We start from the raw sequence: 18,831 nt of genomic DNA on the forward strand, positions 1-18,831 counted from the left end.
TTCCATGTCACACATCACATTCGTACGCGCATTGCTACTGGCCTTGGCCGGTGCAATCGCATTCCCGACCCTGGCGCAGAACGACGCACTGATCACCAAGCGGCCCAGCACCTTGCGGGATGCGCCCGCAGATACTGCGGGCACTTTGGCCAGCCTGCCTGCACAAACCCCACTCACACGCCTGCCGGTACGCCAAGGCCCCTATGTGCAAGTACGCACGGCCAATGGCACCACCGGTTGGATGCATTTGTTTGATGTGAGCAGCCCTTCCGAACAAAGCAGCGTGGCCGCCACTGCAACGGGCGCGCTACGGGGGCTGACCAACTTTTTCAACCGCGGTAGCGCGCAGTCCCACAACAGCACCGCCTCGACCACCGTAGGTATCCGGGGATTGGGCGCAGAAGATATTGCCAACGCACAGCCCAACACGGCGGCGCTGGCACAGCTGGAAGGCCAGCGCCAGGACGCCACCCAAGCCCGGAGATTTGCGGACAGCGCTGCCTTGCAGGTGCAAGCGGTAGAACCCTTGCCAATCCCCGCTCCGCCGGCACCACCGGCAGGTCCTGCAGGCCGTCGTATGGAGAGCAACAACTGATGCGCACGACTCACTACGGCACCATCGCGCGCGCGCTCGGCGTGGCGGCTCTTTCGTTACTTTGTGCCCTGCCTGCTGTACATGCTGAGGAGCCCGGAAAGGCGCTGGGCAATCTGTTTCAAAACCTGCTGAAGCAAGGCACTGCGGCACCTGCCCCTGCAACGGGGGCCCAACACTCAGTAGCGACCAACTCAGGGGATCTTGCAAGTCTGTTCAGCCAATCCATCGAGCAGATTGACGAAGCCAAAGAAATCGAAATGGGCAAGCAACTGGCTGCTGTTTTGCTTGGCGCGAAACCACTGCTACCCAACTTGGCGTTGCAACGCTACGTGAACCGGCTGGGTCGCTGGATTGCCCTGCAATCTGCCCGGCCGGACCTGCCTTGGACTTTCGGGGTACTGGACGACGCGGGCTTCAATGCCTTCGCGGCTCCCGGGGGCTATGTGTTTGTGACCAAAGGACTGGTGGACGCCCTGAACGACGAGTCCGAACTGGCCGGCATTCTGGCGCATGAAATCCAGCACGTGGTGGGCAAGCACCACCTTAAAGCCATGCGCAAAAGTGCCCAGGCAGGTTTGCTGACCAGCCTCATCGCTGCCCGCCTCAGTGAGCGAAGCAATGGTGCGTTGCACGGGCAGCTGTTGATGTTGGGCAAAGACATGTATTCCAAAGGCCTGGACCAGAGTGACGAACTCGAAGCCGACCGCGTGGGCGTCGCATTGGCTGCGCGCGCAGGCTTTGATCCTTATGGTTTGGTGGCCGTCTTGCAGGGACTGCGAACCGCTGCACCGGACAACCCGATCTTCAGCCTGCAGCTCAGCACCCACCCGCCCACCCAGGTGCGCCTGGACCAACTGGAACTGGCCATGGGGCAGCGTCTGGATGCCTATTCCGGCAAGCCCTCGCTCACCATCGCCCAGCGCCTGGCGCGGGGCGTAGGGCGGTAAAGCGGCACACCGCATGAAGCACCACGGATTGTGTCGCCGGCAACTGCTGCTGGCACCTGCGTTGGCTGGCCTGTTGCCCGCCGCACAGGCATTGCCGCGGACCACCCTGCGCTTTCCGCGGGACGCCGGCAGCCACAACGATTTCAAGACAGAGTGGTGGTACGTGACCGGGGTGGCTCAGGTGCCCGGCACTCCAGGCGACGCTAAAGGCAAGCCACGCCTTCTGGGCTTTCAGGTCACTTTCTTTCGCAGCCGGGTGAACCCGACCCAAGGCATGCAGTCGCGACTCGCTGCACGGCAACTGCTGTTTGCCCATGCGGCGGTGACGGATGTGGACGGGAAAAAACTCTGGCACGACCAGCGCATTGCTCGATGGTCCGGCGACGCGCCGGGCACCAACCCGGCAGACACGGCGCACGCCAGCAGCACAGACACCAACGTGACCCTGCGCGACTGGAGCCTTAGACGCACCGGGACTGGTTTGCAGGCGGACATTGCGGGCAAAGACTTTGCGATCCAACTCCGCTTTCAGGCTACCCAGCCTGTTCTCCTGCAAGGGGTGGACGGGCTGTCCCGCAAGGGCCCGGAAGAGAAACAAGCCAGCTACTACTACAGCCAGCCGCAGTTGCAAACCAGCGGCAGCATCCGAGTGCAGGGCCAGGCCCACACGCTGCAAAGCGGTAGCGTCGCCTGGATGGACCACGAGTGGAGCCAGGAAGTGCTGCACCCGCAGGCGGTAGGCTGGGATTGGATAGGCATCAACCTCTTTGACGGAAGTGCACTCACCGCCTTTCAACTCAGGGACCAGGCAGGCAACGCGATGTGGGATGGCGGGTCGTTTCGCAGCGGGAGCGGACAGCGCTTTGGATTCACACGTGGAGAAGTAATGTTCAAGCCGCTGAGGCGCTGGACCAGCCCTCTCAGCCAGGCCAGCTATCCGGTGGAGTGGATGGTGCGTACGCCGGCGGACTACTACACCGTGAGGGCTGTGTTGGACAACCAGGAGCTTGACAGCCGGGGCTCCACCGGCGCCATTTACTGGGAAGGCCTGAGCGAGGTGTGGGACAGTAACAACCGCTTGGTCGGCCGCGGTTACCTGGAAATGACGGGTTACGCCGCCACCTTGAAGCTGTAGGCTCAGCGGCTGGATTTGCGGCGCTCGCGTCCTGCCAGCCAACGCAATAGCAAGGCATGGAAGGCCTCAGGCTGGTCCAGCATGACCCAGTGACCGCAACGCAGTGCGTGCGCCGCACCATCCTCCGAGGCACGCAGGGTGTGCACCCAGCGTGGTGAGTGGAACATAAAGGGCTTGCGCTCCCCGAATACGTAGAGCACCGGGCACGTGGGTTTCACCGGACTCGTTTTGAGACCGCCGCGCAGACCAAACCAGCTCATGGCGTAGGGAAAATTCATGGTCCAGCGCAGCTGATCGGGAGGCACAGGGCAGCGCATGGTCCGCGCCATAAAGCGGGTCATGCGGTCGGCCAAGCCGCCATGAACATAGCGGCCAAGGGCCCATGCGGTCGCCAACCAGAGCTGGTAACTGGCGACAAACAGCTTTTGACGGACTGACAGCGACGCCAGAAAAGCACCTGCGTTGTAATCACCGATGTCCACCGCCACGATGGCAGCCACCCGCTCCGGATGGCGCATGGCCAGTTCATAGCCGAAGATACAACCCCAGTCGTGCAGCAGCAGTGTCACAGGCTCGCCGGGGCTGACGGCGTTGATAACTGCCAGCAACGAGGCCACCATCTCGTCCACCGTGGGTGTAGGTGCCGCACCTTCGGCGGTACCAAATCCCGGCAAGGTCAAGCGCACACAGCGATGGTGGGCCTGCAGAGCTTGTACCGTGCCGTCCCAGACACGCAAAGTGTCAGGCCAGCCATGCAGCATCAGCACGGTACGCGGCCCCTGACCTTCGATGTGTACGGTGATGCCGTTAACTTGGATTTCCTGGGATGCCATCTGTCCTCCTGAATTTTTTTCCTAGAGCTTACCTCGGCAGTTATGCAACAAAGTGAAACAAACCGAAAATCAGGCGCTATAAAACCAATAGCTACTTGCGCAATACTTACGGGCGCCAGGCACGCATACTCTTTATTTTTTCGCCCCGCCTTGCAGCCGTGCCTCCCACCCTCACCTGAATCTCCATGAGCTCCTCCGACCGCCCCAAATCGACTAACCCCAAATCGCTCTCCGGCTTGCTGCCCTTTTTGCGGCCATACCGGGCCCGCATTGGCATGGCACTGGTGTTTCTGGTGCTGGCGGCCGGTGCGACGCTGGCGTTTCCGGTGGCCCTGCGCAGCCTGATCGACGGGGGCCTGGTGCAGACCGACAAGGGCGCTCAGATGATGGCGCTGCGTGGCCACTTTGCAGCCCTGTTCGGGGTAGCGGTGGCCCTGGGCCTGTTTTCGGCGGCGCGCTTCTACATGGTGAGCTGGTTGGGCGAGCGGGTAACGGCTGACCTGCGCAACGCGGTCTACGGCCACGTGCTCCAACAAAGCCCCGAGTTTTTTGAGACCACCCAGACCGGCGAAGTGCTCTCCCGCTTGTCGGCCGACACCACCCTGGTGCAAACCGTAGTGGGGTCTTCCCTGTCCATGGGCTTGCGCAATGCGGTGATGGGCATAGGCGCGCTAGGAGTGCTGGTGTGGACCAACCCGGTGGTCATGTTGCAGGTCTTGGTGGTGTTGGTACTCATCGTGCTGCCCAGCTTGTGGTTCGGCCGGCGGGTGCGCAAGCTCTCCCGCGCGTCGCAGGACCGCGTGGCAGACTCCAGCGCGATTGCCGCTGAGGTGCTTAACGCCATCCCCGTGGTGCAAAGCTACACCGCCGAGGGCCGTGAAACCGGGCGCTTTGTGGCATCTACCGACAACGCGTTTGCCACTGCCACCAAGCGCAGCTTGATGCGCTCAGGCCTGGTGGCATTCATCATCATTGCCACTTCCGCAGCTTTGTTGTGGGGCTTGTACCAGGGCACGCAAGCGGTAGCCGAAGGGCGCATTACCGCGGGCCACTTGGGACAGACAGTGGTGTACGTAATCATTCTGGCCAGTGCTTTCGCCGTGCTGGGCGAGGTCTATGGCGACCTGCTGCGTGCCGCGGGTGCGACAGAGCGGCTCATGGAACTTCTGGGGACCCAGTCGCCCATCACTTCACCTTCAAATCCTGTGCTGGCGCCCATGCCTTCTGCGGGAAGCGCTATTAAATTTGAAGCAATCAATTTTCACTACCCCTCTCGACCGCACCAGCAAGCTTTGCAGAACTTCAGCCTCGATGTGAAGCCCGGCCAGACCGTGGCCATCGTGGGCCCAAGCGGTGCCGGCAAGAGCACGGTGTTCCAGCTACTGCTGCGCTATTACGACCCGCAAAGCGGAAGCATCGCCTTGGATGGCGTGGAGACGCGTTCGCAAGCACTGGACGCCTTGCGACAACGCGTGGGCATCGTGCCGCAGGATGCGGTCATTTTTTCCAGCTCTGCGATGGAGAACATACGTTACGGCAAGCCTGACGCTAGCGATGCCGAGGTGAAGGCCGCCGCACATGCTGCCTTTGCACACGAGTTTATTGAAGCATTGCCTGAGGGATACGACACCTTCCTGGGTGAGCGAGGGGTGCGTCTGTCAGGTGGTCAGCGCCAGCGCATTGCCATCGCTCGCGCGATGCTGAAGAACCCTCCCCTGCTGTTGTTGGACGAAGCGACCAGCGCGCTGGACGCTGAGAGCGAACGCATGGTGCAAGCCGCATTGGAGAGCGCCATGCGCGACCGCACCACTCTGGTCATTGCCCACCGCTTGGCTACGGTGCAAAAGGCAGACCTGATCGTGGTGCTGGACCACGGCGTGCTGGTCGAACAAGGCACACATGCCGAGTTGGTGGCCCGTGGGGGCGTGTATGCAGGACTGGCAGCGCTGCAATTCAACGCCTGAACCTCTGACGGGTGCGCATGCATAGCATGAAGCGCCCTCCTTTATTCGGTTGATCAACGGGGCATACACCTCCTAAAATCGGGCTTTCTGACCCAGGAGGCCCGTATGGAAATTACCCGCGCCAAAGTGCAGCAACCCGAACAGGTGCAAGCTGCCAAGCGAACCGAGGCTATCCAACGCGAAGCCGTACGTGAGGCTGCAGCCCGCGAGCAGAAGCCTCCCAAGCCACAAGAGGCGGAACGCAAGCCAGTCGTCAATGGCCAAGGGCAGGTCATCGGCACCCGCCTCAATGTAAGCGCCTGAAAGCCCTTTGCTCGCGCCATGGCGATAACTGCAACCACCAGCGCAACACCGTCGCTACAGGCGACGCTGAGCAAGGCGCGCTTGGAGCAGGCCAAGCGCGAGGCTGAAAACGCCGAATCCAAGGTGGAGGCGTTGCAGCAGCAAACAGAGCAAGCTGAGCGGGAAGTGCAGGCAAAAAGGGAAAACGTGCGCGAGCTCAGCACCCGCACTGCACTGGAAGACACCACGTACATGGGCCAGCTGCGCGCCGCACGTTCGGCCGTAGCGCCGGCCACCCAGGATTTTTTGGTACGGATGTATGCAGCTACCTCTGCGAAGTTTGCCGCCAGCGGGAATGCACTCAAGTCCAGCCTCCATGGGCGGCCATTTATCAACACCCTGGGAGAGCCCACCGGTCGCATCGTCAACCTGAGCATTTGACGAGCTATTAATTTTTTGCATAGTTTGCATATGAAGCGGCCTTGGACAGGTCGTCGGCGCAGGCCTACATTGCGGGCCTTGACGACAACCATAAGGAGCATTCATGTCGCAACACCCCGGCGTCCACCCGACGCTTCCCGTGCAACCCGCAGCCACTACCCATGCGCTGCCTTCCTACCTTCAGGCCGATCACCTCGGTCCTTGGGGCATCTACCTCCAGCAGGTGGATCGCGTCACACCTTACCTGGGACACCTCGCCCGTTGGGCTGAGACGCTCAAGCGCCCCAAGCGCGCGCTGATCGTTGACGTACCCATCCAACTGGACAATGGCACCGTGGCCCACTTTGAAGGCTATCGTGTTCAGCACAATACTTCCCGCGGACCCGGTAAAGGTGGCGTACGTTTCCATCAGGATGTCACGCTGTCTGAAGTCATGGCCCTGTCGGCCTGGATGTCGGTGAAGAACGCGGCAGTCAATGTGCCCTACGGCGGTGCCAAGGGCGGCATCCGTGTCGATCCCAAGACCCTGTCCATGGGAGAACTGGAACGCCTGACCCGCCGCTACACCAGCGAGATCGGCATCATCATCGGACCGTCCAAAGACATTCCAGCTCCGGACGTGAACACCAATGAGCAGATCATGGCGTGGATGATGGACACCTACTCCATGAATGAAGGCGCCACCGCAACGGGCGTGGTGACCGGCAAACCGATTGACCTGGGCGGCTCGCTGGGTCGTCGGGAAGCCACCGGACGCGGTGTGTACACCGTGGGCGTAGAAGCGGCGCGCCACCTCGGGATGGATATCAGCACGGCCCGTGTGGCTGTACAAGGCTTCGGCAACGTGGGCGGCATTGCGGCCAAACTGTTCGCACAAGCCGGTGCCAAGGTAGTTGTCGTGCAAGACCATGGCGGCACGGTCTATCGCGAAGCAGGGATTGATGTGCCCGCCCTGTTGACCCACGTTTCCCGTCACGGCACGGTGGGCGGCTTTGCCGGCGCGGAAGCGTTGGATGCCAACGCGTTTTGGGATATTCCATGCGAAATCCTGATCCCTGCCGCCTTGGAGCAACAGATCACAGCAGCCAATGCCAATCGCATCCAGGCCAAACTGATCATCGAAGGTGCAAATGGCCCTACGACGCCTGCAGCAGACGACATCCTCCAGGAACGCAATATTCTGGTGGTACCGGATGTGATTGCCAACGCCGGGGGGGTGACGGTGAGCTATTTCGAGTGGGTGCAGGATTTCTCCAGCTTCTTCTGGAGTGAGGATGAAATCAATGCACGCCTGGTGCGCATCATGAAAGATGCGTTTGCAGCCGTCTGGGAAGTGGCCCAGGACTACAAGGTGAGCCTGCGCACCGCTACGTTCATTGTCGCGTGTAAGCGGATTCTGCACGCCCGCGAATTGCGCGGTCTGTACCCCTGATAAGCGCGAAGAAGCCCTTGCGGTGAAGCTTACTGCAGCGGCTTTTTGAGGTGTTCAGGAATGGGGAGGGCCACCAGATCGATGCCCTCCTCCATCAATTCACGCGCTTCGGTGGGCGTTGTCTTGCCGCGAATGCCGCGCTCTTCGACCTCACCGTAATGGATGCGCCGGGCTTCATCGGCGAACCGGTCGCCCACATCCTCGGTATTGGCCAGCACCTGCTTGGCCATATGAACCCATGCTTGATGCAACGCATTTTGCAACTCCGGATTCAGGGCCGGGGGGGCGCCGGCTGCGACCGTATCCGAAGCCGGAACATTCGATGTTGTTGGCTCCAGCGGAGGTTTGGCACCCGATAGATTCAACCTCGGAGCACTGAGTTTTTTTTGAACCGAAGCATCCCCACACAGCGGACACTGAACCAGTGCGCGCTGCAATTGCGAGAGAAAATCTTGCTCCGAGCCGAACCACCCTTCAAAGGAGTGTCCGGCGGAACACTGCAAGTCCAACACTTTCATAGCGTTGCAAAAACTCTAGTTTGCGGTGGATGACGACCAAACCGGCTTCCAAGTTCCCGCTTGATAACCCTGAAGCCATAGGGCAGCGGCTACTGTCTTGGTATCCGTCACCCTGCCATCCAGACACCATGCGATTAATTCGTTTGCGGTTGCTGTAAAGACATCCAAAAACTCGCCTTTGTCCAATTTGCGCTCGCCGGCAACAAGTCCTTTGGCAAACCAAACTTCAATGAATTCGGTCGAATAAGCGATGACGGGGTGAATAACTCCTGCCTTGGACCACTCTGAAGCTCGATAGCCGGTTTCTTCAAAAAGCTCCCGCTGTGCACAGTGGGCTGTACTCTCACCGGCATCCAATTTACCCGCAGGAAACTCAATCATGACCCGTTGCACGGGGTATCGATACTGGCGCTCCAGCACTACGCGCAAATCTTGTCCTGGAATCTCGAGCAATGGGACGACCATGACAGCCCCAGGATGCACCACATACTCACGAGTAGCGTGGTTCCCATCTGGCAAGGAAACTATGTCACGCCGAGCATGCAAGAAGCTGCCCCGGACCATATCTTCACTTGATACCTGAGTTTCCAGCAGGTGGGAAATCCCACTGACATCAGTCATGGTGCTTGAGGAGGTAACGATAAACAAATCCCGGAAACGAGAAAGTAAGGAAAAGCGTCGCGGTGATGGCATAAAACTCCCAGCCTTGGGGAGCAATCTGACCGGCATTCTTTTCCAGAAGCAGCCCCAAACCACCGACCAAAAAATAGAGGACCACCAATTCGACCAAACGCAGAGCGAGCGACTTGGAAGCTGAACCAAAGAAGCCGAAAAAGCGGGAGGTCGCGAACGGCAAATTCGCCGCGATCAGCCCGGCCGACAACAGGACCAGGACGTACGGCGAATTACCCATCATTTGCAAGACCCGGGAGGAAAACTGGCTGCGATCACATGCCCAGCATTTGCCGCACCGATGATGCACACAGGGCCATCAGGCTGCCAGGGGCCAATCCGAGAACCAGGACCAATGCACCATTGATGGAGAGCACTACGCGCACGTCAGCGGGCGCGTTAACCGTTGTCGCGGTAATCGGCTCATCGAAATACATGACCTTGACCAAACGCAGGTAGTAGAAAGCACCCACTAGCGACATCAAGACTGCAAAGACCGCCATTCCCACATAAAGTGGCTGACCGGAAACCACCAAGGCTTGCAACACTGAGAGCTTGGCATAGAACCCGACCATCGGAGGAATACCTGCCAGAGAGAATGCGCAAATCGCCATGACGGCGGCATACAGCGGGCTACGCTGATTCAAGCCTGCAAAGTCAGAAATTTCTTCGCTTTCGAAACCTTCACGGGACAAGAGCAGGATGACACCAAAAGTAGCCAGCGTAGTCAGCACATAAGTGATGACATAAAACATCGAAGAGCTGTAGGCGTTGGCGGCAAAGGTCACTGCATCACCGTTCACTACGCCGGACATCAAACCCAACAATACGAAACCCATTTGGGAAATCGTGGAAAACGCCAACATGCGTTTCAGGTTGGTCTGGGCAATGGCAGCCAAGTTGCCGATCAACAAGGAGCCTACCGACAGAACCATCAACATCTGCTGCCAGTCGCCAGCCAATGGACGCATGCCTTCCACCAACAAACGGATGCAGATAGCAAAAGCGGCTAGTTTGGGTGCACCACCGATCATCAAGGTGACTGCCGTAGGCGCCCCCTGATAAACGTCGGGAATCCACATGTGGAATGGCACTACACCCAACTTGAACGCGAGACCGGCAACGATGAACACCAAACCGAAAACCAAAACATCCGGACGGATCTGCCCACTGGAGATGGACTTGAACAACTGTGTGATATCCAGCGTGCCGGTGGCACCATACAACATGGACATGCCGTACAGCAGAAAACCGGAAGCCATGGCACCCAGAACAAAGTATTTCATCGCCGCTTCAGTGGCCGCCACATGGTCCCGACGTAAGGCAACCAATGCATAGCTGGACAAAGTCAACAACTCCAAACCCATGTACGTCAACAACAGATTGTTAGACGAAATCATGATGAACATGCCGAGCAGAGATAGCATGTTCAGTGTGAACAATTCGCCGCCACGAAGCATGTCGCGATGGCCTGCGTAAGGACGCCCGTACACCAGAGACACCATGACGGCAATCGCTGCGAAGCACTTCAGCCAATTGCCCATTGCATCGCTCACGACCATGTTTCCAAAACCATAGTAGGTCTGTCCGGCCATCGCCAAGTGAGCTTCCAAGGCGGCAACCACCGCCAGCGTCAACATGGTCAGGACATAGGTGAGGTTGCGCAGGGGCGTCTTTACTCCCAGATCGATCAACAGGATGGCGCACGCCATCACCATCAAAACGATCTCTGGATACACCGTGATCCAACTGATTGTGTCAATCATCTTTCGTCTCTCAATTCAGTTTGATCAGTTCAATTTGGAAATGGCAACATGCTTCAGCAGTTCTGCCACCGACACGTCCATCACATCCGTGAAGGGCTTGGGATACAAGCCCATGACGAGCACCGCAATCGCCAGCAAGCCGAGCATCAGAAATTCACGGGCGTTGATGTCTGTGAGTTCTTTGACATCATCGTTGGTCACAGGGCCCAGGTACACGCGTTTGAACATCCAAAGCGTGTATGCCGCACCGAAAATAAGGGCACTGGCTGCCGCAAAACCAATCCAGAAATTGAACTTGACTGCACCCAGAATGACCATCCACTCACCGACGAAACCTGCAGTTCCCGGCAAGCCGCAGTTCGCCATGGCAAACAGCAAAGCAAAAGCTGCAAACTTGGGCATGGTGTTCACTACACCGCCGTAGCTGGCAATTTCGCGGGAGTGAACACGGTCGTACAACACACCAATAGACAAGAACATGGCGCCGGACACAAAACCGTGCGCAATCATCTGCACCAATCCGCCTGAAACGCCCAAGTCATTGAAGATGAAAAAGCCGAGAGTCACGAAACCCATGTGCGCAACTGACGAATAGGCTACAAGCTTTTTCATGTCCTGTTGCACCATCGCGACCAGGCCCACATACACGACGGCAATCAACGACAGCGCCACCATGAAGCCGCCATAGGCATGCGCAGCATCAGGAGCGATAGGCATTGAAAAACGCAAGAAACCGTAGGCGCCAAGCTTCAACATGATCGCCGCTAGCACTGCAGAGCCTCCCGTAGGAGCTTCCACGTGCACGTCAGGCAGCCAAGTGTGGACGGGCCACATGGGGACCTTCACTGCGAAGGCCGCAAAAAATGCAAAGAACAGCAACGTTTGGGCCGTCTGCCCCAAGGGCAGCGCATGCCACTTCGTCAGATCAAAACTACCGCCGGACTGGGTGTACAGGAAAATCAACGCAATCAGCATCAACAATGAACCCAGAAGCGTGTACAAGAAAAACTTGAACGCTGCATAGATCTTGTTGGGACCACCCCAGATACCGATGATCAGGTACATCGGGATCAAGGTTGCCTCAAAGAACACATAAAACAGCATGCCGTCCAACGCGGAAAACACACCGATCATGAGCCCACTCAATATGAGGAACGCGCCCATGTATTGATTGACGCGGTGGGTAATCACTTCCCATGCGGCAATCACGACGATCACCGTGATGAATGCGGTCAAGGGCACAAACCAGAACGAAATGCCATCCAACCCGAGGTGGTAATTGACATTGAAACGTTCAATCCAAGGAACGTTTTCGACAAACTGCATGGCAGCTGTGCTGTTGTCGAACTGTCCGTACAAAGGCAGGGTCAACAACAAGCTCACAACAGCACCGATCAACGCCACCCATCGCACTGCATTGGCCTGCTCATCACGCCCGAGCGCAAGCAGCAAGACACCAAAGGCAATCGGCACCCAAATAGAAAGGCTCAACAAACCCATATTCTTTTTCTCCTACTTGAGCCAGACGAAATATGTCATCAACACAAACACGCCGATAATCATGATCAGCGCGTAGTGGTACAGATATCCGGACTGAGCCTTGCGCACTACACCGGAAAAGAGCCCCACCAGCTTCCAGGAACCATTGACAACAGCACCGTCAATCAACGCCTGGTCACCAACCTTCCAAAGCCCGGTACCGAGCAAGCGCGCACCACGTGCCAGAATGTTTTCGTTGATCCAGTCGAGGTAATACTTGTTCTCCAACAGGGTGTAGACCGGCTGGACCGCACGCTTGATGGCCGCAGGTATGGCTGGAAACATCATGTAAAAAACATACGACGTCACCACACCGGCAATCGCCAACCACAGTGGCAGGGTTGTGAGCGAGTGCATCGCCATCGCTGCGGCTCCATGGAACTCGGCGGACAATTCTTCCATTGCAGGATGCAGCTCGTGGTTAACAAAAATCACACCCTTGAAGAAGTCCCCATGCAACATGGGCTCAATCGTGAAATAACCAATCAAGACTGACGGAATCGCCAGTAGCACAAGAGGTACCCACACCACCCAAGGAGATTCATGTGGCTTCGCGTCATGGTGATGATCATGGCCGTGATGGTCATCATGGTGCGCGTCGGGGTTCTGGTCGAATCTTTCCTTGCCATGAAACACCAAGAAATACATCCGGAAGGAATAGAACGCTGTCACGAACACACCGGCGAGGACAGCGAAATTCGCAAATCCAGCTCCTGGCAAGTGACTTGCATGGACAGCCTCAATGATGCTGTCCTTGGAGTAGAAGCCCGAGAAGAAAGGCGTACCAATCAAGGCCAGCGATCCCAGCAAGGAAGTGATCCAAGTCACAGGCATGTATTTACGCAGACCACCCATCCAACGAATGTCCTGATTGTGGTGGACGCCCATGATCACAGAACCCGCACCCAAAAATAGTAACGCCTTGAAGAACGCGTGGGTCATCAAATGGAATACGGCAACCGAGTAGGCCGAGACGCCAAGGGCAACCGTCATGTACCCGAGCTGGGAAAGCGTGGAATAGGCCACCACACGCTTGATATCGTTTTGGATGATCCCGAGGAAACCCATGAAAAGCGCAGTGATGGATCCGATCACCAAGATAAAGTTGAGGGCCGTATCGCTTAGCTCGAACAAAGGAGACATGCGGGACACCATAAAGATGCCGGCGGTCACCATGGTTGCCGCGTGAATCAACGCAGAAATGGGTGTGGGACCCTCCATGGAGTCAGGCAACCACACATGCAGTGGAAACTGCGCAGATTTACCCATGGCCCCAATGAAAAGGCAGATGCAAATCACCGTGACCAACATCCAATCGGTACCCGGAAACACCAGCGCTGACAGATCAGCTGATTTTGCGAATACCTCAGAGTAATTGAGGCTACCGGTATAGGCACCAATCAAACCAATGCCAAGAATGAAGCCAAAGTCGCCTACCCGGTTGACCAGGAAGGCCTTCATGTTGGCAAAGATGGCTGTCGGCTTGTTGAACCAGAATCCGATCAACAAATAAGACACCAGGCCCACTGCTTCCCAACCGAAAAACAACTGCAACAGGTTGTTGCTCATGACGAGCATCAACATGGAGAAAGTGAACAGGGAAATGTAGGCAAAGAAGCGGTTGTATCCCTCATCCTCCTCCATGTAACCGACGGTGTAGAGGTGCACCATCAGCGAAACGAAGGTAACCACACACATCATCATGGCAGTCAAGGAGTCGATCAGGAAGCCGATCTCCATCTTCAAACCGCCGACGACCATCCACGTATAGATCGTTTCGTTAAAACGTGCACCGTCGTTCACCACAGACATCAAGGTCATGACAGACAAGACGAATGCAACGAAAACACCCAGAATGGTGAGGCTGTGACTGAGCTTGCGGCCAATCCAATTACCACCAAATTTAGTACCGAACACACCGGCGAGAACCGCACCTGCCAACGGTGCAAGAGGCACCGCCAGCAATGTGGAAGCAGAAAGGGTCTGGCTCATTCGATTAGCCCTTCAAGGTATTGAGCTCATCCACGCTGATACTGGACTTGTTACGAAACAACAAGACCAAAATCGCAAGTCCGATGGCAGACTCAGCAGCAGCAACGGTCAAGATGAAGAAAACAAAAATCTGACCGTGCATGTCATGCAGGTAGTGAGAGAAAGCCACAAAGTTGGTATTGACAGCCAACAACATCAGTTCGATTGCCATCAGCAACACGATCAGGTTCCGCCGATTCAGAAAAATTCCGACCACGGACAGCGCGAACAGCATCGCGCCCAACGAAAGAAAATGTCCAAGGGTCAAGATCATGCTTTTGGCTCCGAAACTTCAGCAACTGGCGCAACCGCTGCTTGGGTTGCGTCCATTTTGACGACGGTCATACGGTCTGCAGAACGAACACGGACCTGATCGCCAGGGGAGACGTATTTGCTGTCCTTGCGCGCACGCAATGTCAAAGCGATCGCAGCAATCATCGCTACCAACAAAATGGCAGCTGCCACCTCAAGCTGCACCAGATATTGCGTGAAAAGCAACTTGCCCAGTTCCTTGGCATTGTTCGCTTCGGCAGCGGCCGCTACAGCATTGGGATCATCGACGACGCGGAATCCGCCCATCAAGACTGCGGCCATTTCCAGTGCGATCACTACACCGACGATGGCAGCCAGAGGGAAATGCTTCCAGAAGCCGACGCGCAGGTTCTCAACGTTGATATCCATCATCATCACGACGAACAGGAACAACACCATGACAGCACCCACGTATACCAGCACCAGCGTGATGGACAGGAACTCGGCCTTCAACAGCATCCAGATCATGGCGGCTTGGAAAAAGGTCAGGACCAGATACAGGGCTGCATGCACCGGATTCCGCGCTGTAATTACGCGGAACGCGGCGAATAGCAACACCGCAGAAAAGACGTAAAAAAGTCCAGTCGTTACGTTCATGATTCAAGGGCTTTCTTGCGGCAATTCATCGGTATTTGGCGTCAGCCTGCTTGTTGGCAGCAATCTCGGATTCGTAGCGATCACCGACTGCCAGCAACATGTCCTTGGTGAAGTACAAGTCGCCACGCTTCTCGCCGTGGTATTCCAAAATGTGGGTTTCCACAATGGAGTCGACTGGACAGCTTTCTTCACAAAAGCCGCAGAAGATGCACTTGGTCAAGTCGATGTCGTACCGTGTTGTACGACGGGAACCGTCATCGCGAACATCCGATTCAATCGTGATCGCCATGGCTGGACAAACAGCCTCACACAGCTTACATGCGATGCATCGCTCTTCGCCGTTTTCATAGCGTCGCAAAGCGTGCAATCCGCGAAAACGTGGAGAAAGAGGAGTTTTCTCTTCAGGGAATTGAACGGTTACCTTGCGACGGAACAAGTAGCGGCCCGTTAAAGCCATTCCCTTCATCAGTTCCAACAAAAGGAAGCTGCTCAGGAAATCCTTCAAAGAAAACGCAGGTGTAGAACGTTGAATAGTTGCGGTCATTTCGATTGCCCTTTCAATTCCAGATGTTGAAAGGTGTCTGCATCCAGACGCCAACCACCAGCAGCCAGACCAGAGTCACAGGAATAAACACTTTCCAGCCCAGACGCATGATTTGGTCGTACCGGAATCGGGGAAAAGTCGCGCGAATCCAGATGAACAGGCTAACCATGAAAAATGTTTTGGCACCCAACCAGATCCATCCGGGGATGAAATCCAGGGCAGCCACCGGTGAATACCAGCCGCCCAAGAACATCACCACCGCCAAAATGGAGACCAGCCACATGTTGACGTACTCGGCCAAATAAAACATGGCAAAGGACATACCCGAATACTCGACCATGTGTCCCGCAACGATCTCAGCCTCACCTTCGACGACGTCAAACGGGTGGCGGTTGGTCTCGGCCAGGCCGGAAATGAAATACACCACGAACACTGGCAGCAAAGGCAGCCAATTCCAAGACAAGAAACTCAGACCTTTGTCGGCGAAATAACCTTTGCCTTGACCCAGCACGATTTCAGTCATGTTCATGGAACCCGCGACCATCAGCACGATGACCAAGCAAAACCCCATCGCGATTTCATAGCTCACCATTTGCGCAGACGCGCGCAAAGCCCCCAGAAAGGAGTACTTGGAGTTGGAGGCCCACCCGGCGATTACCACACCGTACACCTCAAGCGAGGTGATGGCCATCAAGAAAAGTAAGCCGGCATTAATATTTGCCAGGGCCACATCGGGACCAAACGGAACCACCGCCCAGGCAGCCAAAGCGGGCATGATAGTGAGAATGGGGCCGATGAAAAACAACCCCTTGCTCGCAGCGGTCGGCACCAAGATTTCCTTGGTCAGGAGCTTGAGGGCGTCGGCAATAGGTTGTAACAGACCACCCGGGCCCACACGGTTCGGCCCGAGACGTACCTGCATCCATCCCAAATATTTTCGCTCCCACAAAGTGAGATACGCGACGGCACCCATCAGCGGCAAAACCAACACGACAATCTTGATGAGTGTCCAAATTACCGGCCATATCGCAGCAGCCCAGGCAGGAGCCGCAAACAAGCCCAATCCGAAGTTGTAGATTGCATCGATCATGCGGCCACCTCTTGTACAGCGCGCGCATCGGCAGTCAACTGCAATGATCCGGAGCGGCGCACCATGCCGTCCAACTGATAAATACTGGCAACCGCCGGTCGGACTTCAGCAGGAGTCAAATCGATACTGCCGTTGAAGGTATTGTTGAGCCGATCTGAGGCGACGGCTTTGCTATCAATTCCGGTCGTGGCCATCGCAGACAGTACGTCCTGCGTAGATTCAAAACTCATTCCCGGCACATCCAGCAAATTAGCCAACACGCGCAAAACCTTCCATGCGGGACGGGTCTCACCCAGCGGTTTGACTACCGCATGGAAGCTTTGAACACGTCCTTCAGCATTTGCGAAAGAACCGGATGTCTCAGTGAAGGGCGCAATGGGGAGCAACACATCACTGAAGGACATGTTCGATTTGAAAGGGCTCAAAGTCACAACCATTTCAGCACCCATCAGACCTTGCTTCGCAGCTGCACCGGTTGCTGAATCAAACTCAGGCTCCACATTCAACAAGATTGCTGCCTTGAGTGCACCGGTCAGCATCTGGCCTGCACTAAAGCCATCAGCAGCTGGCAATGCACCAACGGCATAGGCACCCACTGTGTTGGCGGCTTCCGTCAAGAACCCAACTGTCGCACCTGTCTGAGCACCAATCCAATTGGCAATGGTCGCCAAGCTGCTGGATTTGGCATGGTGCGCAACCGCATTGCCCAGAAGAATAGCCTTGCGTTCCCCACCCAACAGCGAAGCAGCAACAGCTCGCGCAGCGTCTGTTGCGGTTCCCGATACGGGTGCTTGTACGCCAGCCTGCTCGCCGACTGCTGTAGCAATGTCGGCCAGGGCTTGAGCCCACACCGCGGACTCAATCACTTGCATGGAAGCAAGTGGCATAGCCCAGTCTTGAACAGAATCTGCAATCGCATGTACACGGGCTCCTGCCTTGCAAGCTTGGCGGATGCGTTGAGCAAACAAGGGGTGATCCTTGCGGAGATTTGCGCCCACAACTAACACACGCTGCAAAGTGCTCAAAGCCGAGATAGAGGTACCCAAATAAGGAACACCATTTGGACGTGCAAACTCTGCGTGGCGCAAACGGAAATCCACACTGTCGGATCCGAAGCCATTCATGAGGCTTTTCGCCAAGAAAAGCTCCTCCAGCGTGCTATGCGGGCTTACCAAAGCGCCCACAGTGTTCGCTCCATGGTTAGCCTTGATCTGCTTCATGCCATTGGCGACATACTCGAGGGCGGTCTGCCAGTCGACCGCCTTCCATTCACCACCCTGCTTGATCATGGGCGATGTCAAACGGTCAGCACCGTTCAAAGCTTCGTAAGAAAACCGATCCCGATCCGCTATCCAGCACTCGTTGACCGCTTCGTTTTCCAGCGGGACTACCCGCATTACCTGGTTATTCTTGACCTGAACAATCAGATTGGCACCCGTCGAATCATGGGGACTCACTGATTTGCGTCGAGACAATTCCCACGTCCGTGCGCTGTATCTGAACGGCTTGCTGGTCAATGCACCGACAGGGCAGATATCGATCATGTTGCCGGAAAGTTCGGAATCAACACTTTGACCGATGAACGTTTCAATTTCGGCATGTTCCCCGCGGTGTGACATACCCAATTCCATGACGCCGGCCACTTCCTGACCGAAGCGCACGCAACGTGTGCAATGGATGCATCGGCTCATTTCTTCCATAGAAATGAGGGGGCCCACGTCTTTGTGGAACACGACACGTTTCTCTTCTTCGTATCGGGAAGATGAACCACCGTAACCTACAGCCAAATCCTGCAGTTGGCATTCACCACCTTGATCGCAGATCGGGCAATCCAGCGGGTGATTGATCAAGAGGAATTCCATCACAGACTTCTGCGCCTTGATAGCTTTGTCACTCTTGGTTCGGACGATCATTCCATTGGTGACAGGCGTTGCACATGCCGGCATGGGCTTGGGCATTTTTTCCACGTCCACCAGACACATACGGCAGTTCGCCGCAATGCTCAGCTTTTTGTGATAACAAAAATGGGGGATATAGGTGCCAGCCTTGTCCGCAGCATGCATCACCATGCTGCCTTCAGCAATTTCCACCTTTTTGCCGTCGAGTTCGATTTCAATCATCTTGTGGACTCGC

Annotated in this window: 19 protein-coding genes; 7 read left to right on the forward strand and 12 right to left on the reverse strand. The window is 56.4% G+C overall.

Annotation, left to right across the window (positions count from 1 at the left end):
• The first annotated feature begins 4 nt into the window (after positions 1-4).
• The 3 genes from RAN89_RS15595 to RAN89_RS15605 are packed head-to-tail and all read left to right on the forward strand — an operon-like array spanning position 5 to position 2,677.
• A complete protein-coding gene (locus RAN89_RS15595; RefSeq protein ID WP_313867161.1) occupies positions 5-595 on the forward strand; it encodes an SH3 domain-containing protein in 591 nt (196 codons plus the stop codon).
• Positions 595-1,542, forward strand: a complete 948-nt coding sequence (locus RAN89_RS15600; protein ID WP_313867162.1) for a M48 family metalloprotease — start codon at positions 595-597, stop codon at positions 1,540-1,542. The genes RAN89_RS15595 and RAN89_RS15600 overlap by 1 nt, the downstream gene beginning before the upstream one ends.
• A 13-nt stretch (positions 1,543-1,555) precedes the next feature.
• Positions 1,556-2,677 (forward strand): lipocalin-like domain-containing protein, encoded by a 1,122-nt coding sequence (locus tag RAN89_RS15605; RefSeq protein WP_313867163.1) that lies wholly within the window; start codon positions 1,556-1,558, stop codon positions 2,675-2,677.
• A gap of 2 nt (positions 2,678-2,679) precedes the next feature.
• On the opposite strand, the gene RAN89_RS15610 is transcribed toward RAN89_RS15605, so the two are convergent.
• On the reverse strand, positions 2,680-3,510 hold the full coding sequence (locus tag RAN89_RS15610; RefSeq protein WP_313867164.1) for an alpha/beta fold hydrolase: 831 nt from the start codon (positions 3,508-3,510) through the stop codon (positions 2,680-2,682).
• 185 nt (positions 3,511-3,695) lie between these two features.
• Between RAN89_RS15610 and RAN89_RS15615 the strand changes: the two genes are divergently transcribed.
• The 4 genes from RAN89_RS15615 (at position 3,696) to RAN89_RS15630 (ending at position 7,629) form a co-directional block, all read left to right on the forward strand.
• Entirely contained in the window at positions 3,696-5,474 is a 1,779-nt protein-coding gene (locus tag RAN89_RS15615) for an ABC transporter transmembrane domain-containing protein (protein WP_313867165.1), read from the forward strand.
• A 105-nt stretch (positions 5,475-5,579) separates the two neighbouring features.
• Positions 5,580-5,777 carry a hypothetical protein gene (locus tag RAN89_RS15620; protein WP_313867166.1) on the forward strand — a complete coding sequence of 66 codons (198 nt, stop codon included), beginning with the start codon at positions 5,580-5,582 and terminating at the stop codon, positions 5,775-5,777.
• Between the two features lie 18 nt (positions 5,778-5,795).
• Entirely contained in the window at positions 5,796-6,197 is a 402-nt protein-coding gene (locus RAN89_RS15625) for a hypothetical protein (protein WP_313867167.1), read from the forward strand.
• Positions 6,198-6,300: 103 nt separating this feature from the next.
• Positions 6,301-7,629 (forward strand): Glu/Leu/Phe/Val family dehydrogenase, encoded by a 1,329-nt coding sequence (locus RAN89_RS15630; protein WP_087494518.1) that lies wholly within the window; start codon positions 6,301-6,303, stop codon positions 7,627-7,629.
• Between the two features lie 29 nt (positions 7,630-7,658).
• Here the strand turns inward: RAN89_RS15630 and RAN89_RS15635 are convergent, their stop codons facing one another.
• From RAN89_RS15635 to nuoG, 11 genes are read right to left on the reverse strand one after another with little or no spacing between them, the layout of a single operon-like run.
• Positions 7,659-8,147 (reverse strand): DUF1178 family protein, encoded by a 489-nt coding sequence (locus tag RAN89_RS15635; protein WP_313867168.1) that lies wholly within the window; start codon positions 8,145-8,147, stop codon positions 7,659-7,661.
• Between the two features lie 15 nt (positions 8,148-8,162).
• Entirely contained in the window at positions 8,163-8,768 is a 606-nt protein-coding gene (locus tag RAN89_RS15640) for an NUDIX hydrolase (RefSeq protein WP_313867169.1), read from the reverse strand.
• Positions 8,761-9,060 carry a DUF2818 family protein gene (locus RAN89_RS15645; protein WP_313869416.1) on the reverse strand — a complete coding sequence of 100 codons (300 nt, stop codon included), beginning with the start codon at positions 9,058-9,060 and terminating at the stop codon, positions 8,761-8,763. Before RAN89_RS15645 ends, RAN89_RS15640 begins: the two co-directional genes overlap by 8 nt.
• A 34-nt stretch (positions 9,061-9,094) precedes the next feature.
• On the reverse strand, positions 9,095-10,585 hold the full coding sequence (gene nuoN, locus RAN89_RS15650) for an NADH-quinone oxidoreductase subunit NuoN (protein WP_313867170.1): 1,491 nt from the start codon (positions 10,583-10,585) through the stop codon (positions 9,095-9,097).
• Between the two features lie 24 nt (positions 10,586-10,609).
• Positions 10,610-12,085 (reverse strand): NADH-quinone oxidoreductase subunit M, encoded by a 1,476-nt coding sequence (locus RAN89_RS15655; RefSeq protein WP_313867171.1) that lies wholly within the window; start codon positions 12,083-12,085, stop codon positions 10,610-10,612.
• Positions 12,086-12,097: 12 nt separating this feature from the next.
• A complete protein-coding gene (gene nuoL, locus RAN89_RS15660) occupies positions 12,098-14,116 on the reverse strand; it encodes an NADH-quinone oxidoreductase subunit L (protein WP_313867172.1) in 2,019 nt (672 codons plus the stop codon).
• A 4-nt stretch (positions 14,117-14,120) separates the two neighbouring features.
• Positions 14,121-14,429, reverse strand: a complete 309-nt coding sequence (gene nuoK, locus RAN89_RS15665; protein WP_087494524.1) for an NADH-quinone oxidoreductase subunit NuoK — start codon at positions 14,427-14,429, stop codon at positions 14,121-14,123.
• Positions 14,426-15,064, reverse strand: coding sequence for an NADH-quinone oxidoreductase subunit J (locus tag RAN89_RS15670; protein WP_313867173.1), 639 nt, complete (start codon positions 15,062-15,064; stop codon positions 14,426-14,428). Before RAN89_RS15670 ends, nuoK begins: the two co-directional genes overlap by 4 nt.
• Positions 15,065-15,089: 25 nt before the next feature.
• Entirely contained in the window at positions 15,090-15,608 is a 519-nt protein-coding gene (gene nuoI / locus RAN89_RS15675) for an NADH-quinone oxidoreductase subunit NuoI (protein WP_313867174.1), read from the reverse strand.
• Positions 15,609-15,621: 13 nt separating this feature from the next.
• Positions 15,622-16,698, reverse strand: a complete 1,077-nt coding sequence (nuoH, locus tag RAN89_RS15680) for an NADH-quinone oxidoreductase subunit NuoH (RefSeq protein ID WP_087494527.1) — start codon at positions 16,696-16,698, stop codon at positions 15,622-15,624.
• Positions 16,695-18,818, reverse strand: a complete 2,124-nt coding sequence (gene nuoG, locus RAN89_RS15685; RefSeq protein WP_313867175.1) for an NADH-quinone oxidoreductase subunit NuoG — start codon at positions 18,816-18,818, stop codon at positions 16,695-16,697. Before nuoG ends, nuoH begins: the two co-directional genes overlap by 4 nt.
• Between the last annotated feature and the right edge of the window lie 13 nt (positions 18,819-18,831).

Source organism: Rhodoferax mekongensis (assembly GCF_032191775.1).
Taxonomy (GTDB): domain Bacteria; phylum Pseudomonadota; class Gammaproteobacteria; order Burkholderiales; family Burkholderiaceae_C; genus Allorhodoferax; species Allorhodoferax mekongensis.

Bases quoted from the DNA above. Each gene is read 5' to 3' on its own strand.
- nuoN (WP_313867170.1), bottom strand. From the start codon at position 10,585: ATGATTGACACAATCAGTTGGATCACGGTGTATCCAGAGATCGTTTTG.
- RAN89_RS15670 (WP_313867173.1), bottom strand. From the start codon at position 15,064: ATGAACGTAACGACTGGACTTTTTTACGTCTTTTCTGCGGTGTTGCTA.
- nuoK (WP_087494524.1), bottom strand. From the start codon at position 14,429: ATGATCTTGACCCTTGGACATTTTCTTTCGTTGGGCGCGATGCTGTTC.
- RAN89_RS15615 (WP_313867165.1), top strand. From the start codon at position 3,696: ATGAGCTCCTCCGACCGCCCCAAATCGACTAACCCCAAATCGCTCTCC.
- RAN89_RS15625 (WP_313867167.1), top strand. From the start codon at position 5,796: ATGGCGATAACTGCAACCACCAGCGCAACACCGTCGCTACAGGCGACG.
- RAN89_RS15600 (WP_313867162.1), top strand. From the start codon at position 595: ATGCGCACGACTCACTACGGCACCATCGCGCGCGCGCTCGGCGTGGCG.
- RAN89_RS15635 (WP_313867168.1), bottom strand. From the start codon at position 8,147: ATGAAAGTGTTGGACTTGCAGTGTTCCGCCGGACACTCCTTTGAAGGG.
- nuoH (WP_087494527.1), bottom strand. From the start codon at position 16,698: ATGATCGATGCAATCTACAACTTCGGATTGGGCTTGTTTGCGGCTCCT.
- RAN89_RS15640 (WP_313867169.1), bottom strand. From the start codon at position 8,768: ATGACTGATGTCAGTGGGATTTCCCACCTGCTGGAAACTCAGGTATCA.
- RAN89_RS15630 (WP_087494518.1), top strand. From the start codon at position 6,301: ATGTCGCAACACCCCGGCGTCCACCCGACGCTTCCCGTGCAACCCGCA.
- nuoI (WP_313867174.1), bottom strand. From the start codon at position 15,608: ATGACCGCAACTATTCAACGTTCTACACCTGCGTTTTCTTTGAAGGAT.
- RAN89_RS15605 (WP_313867163.1), top strand. From the start codon at position 1,556: ATGAAGCACCACGGATTGTGTCGCCGGCAACTGCTGCTGGCACCTGCG.
- RAN89_RS15645 (WP_313869416.1), bottom strand. From the start codon at position 9,060: ATGGGTAATTCGCCGTACGTCCTGGTCCTGTTGTCGGCCGGGCTGATC.
- nuoL (WP_313867172.1), bottom strand. From the start codon at position 14,116: ATGAGCCAGACCCTTTCTGCTTCCACATTGCTGGCGGTGCCTCTTGCA.
- nuoG (WP_313867175.1), bottom strand. From the start codon at position 18,818: ATGATTGAAATCGAACTCGACGGCAAAAAGGTGGAAATTGCTGAAGGC.
- RAN89_RS15595 (WP_313867161.1), top strand. From the start codon at position 5: ATGTCACACATCACATTCGTACGCGCATTGCTACTGGCCTTGGCCGGT.
- RAN89_RS15620 (WP_313867166.1), top strand. From the start codon at position 5,580: ATGGAAATTACCCGCGCCAAAGTGCAGCAACCCGAACAGGTGCAAGCT.
- RAN89_RS15655 (WP_313867171.1), bottom strand. From the start codon at position 12,085: ATGGGTTTGTTGAGCCTTTCTATTTGGGTGCCGATTGCCTTTGGTGTC.
- RAN89_RS15610 (WP_313867164.1), bottom strand. From the start codon at position 3,510: ATGGCATCCCAGGAAATCCAAGTTAACGGCATCACCGTACACATCGAA.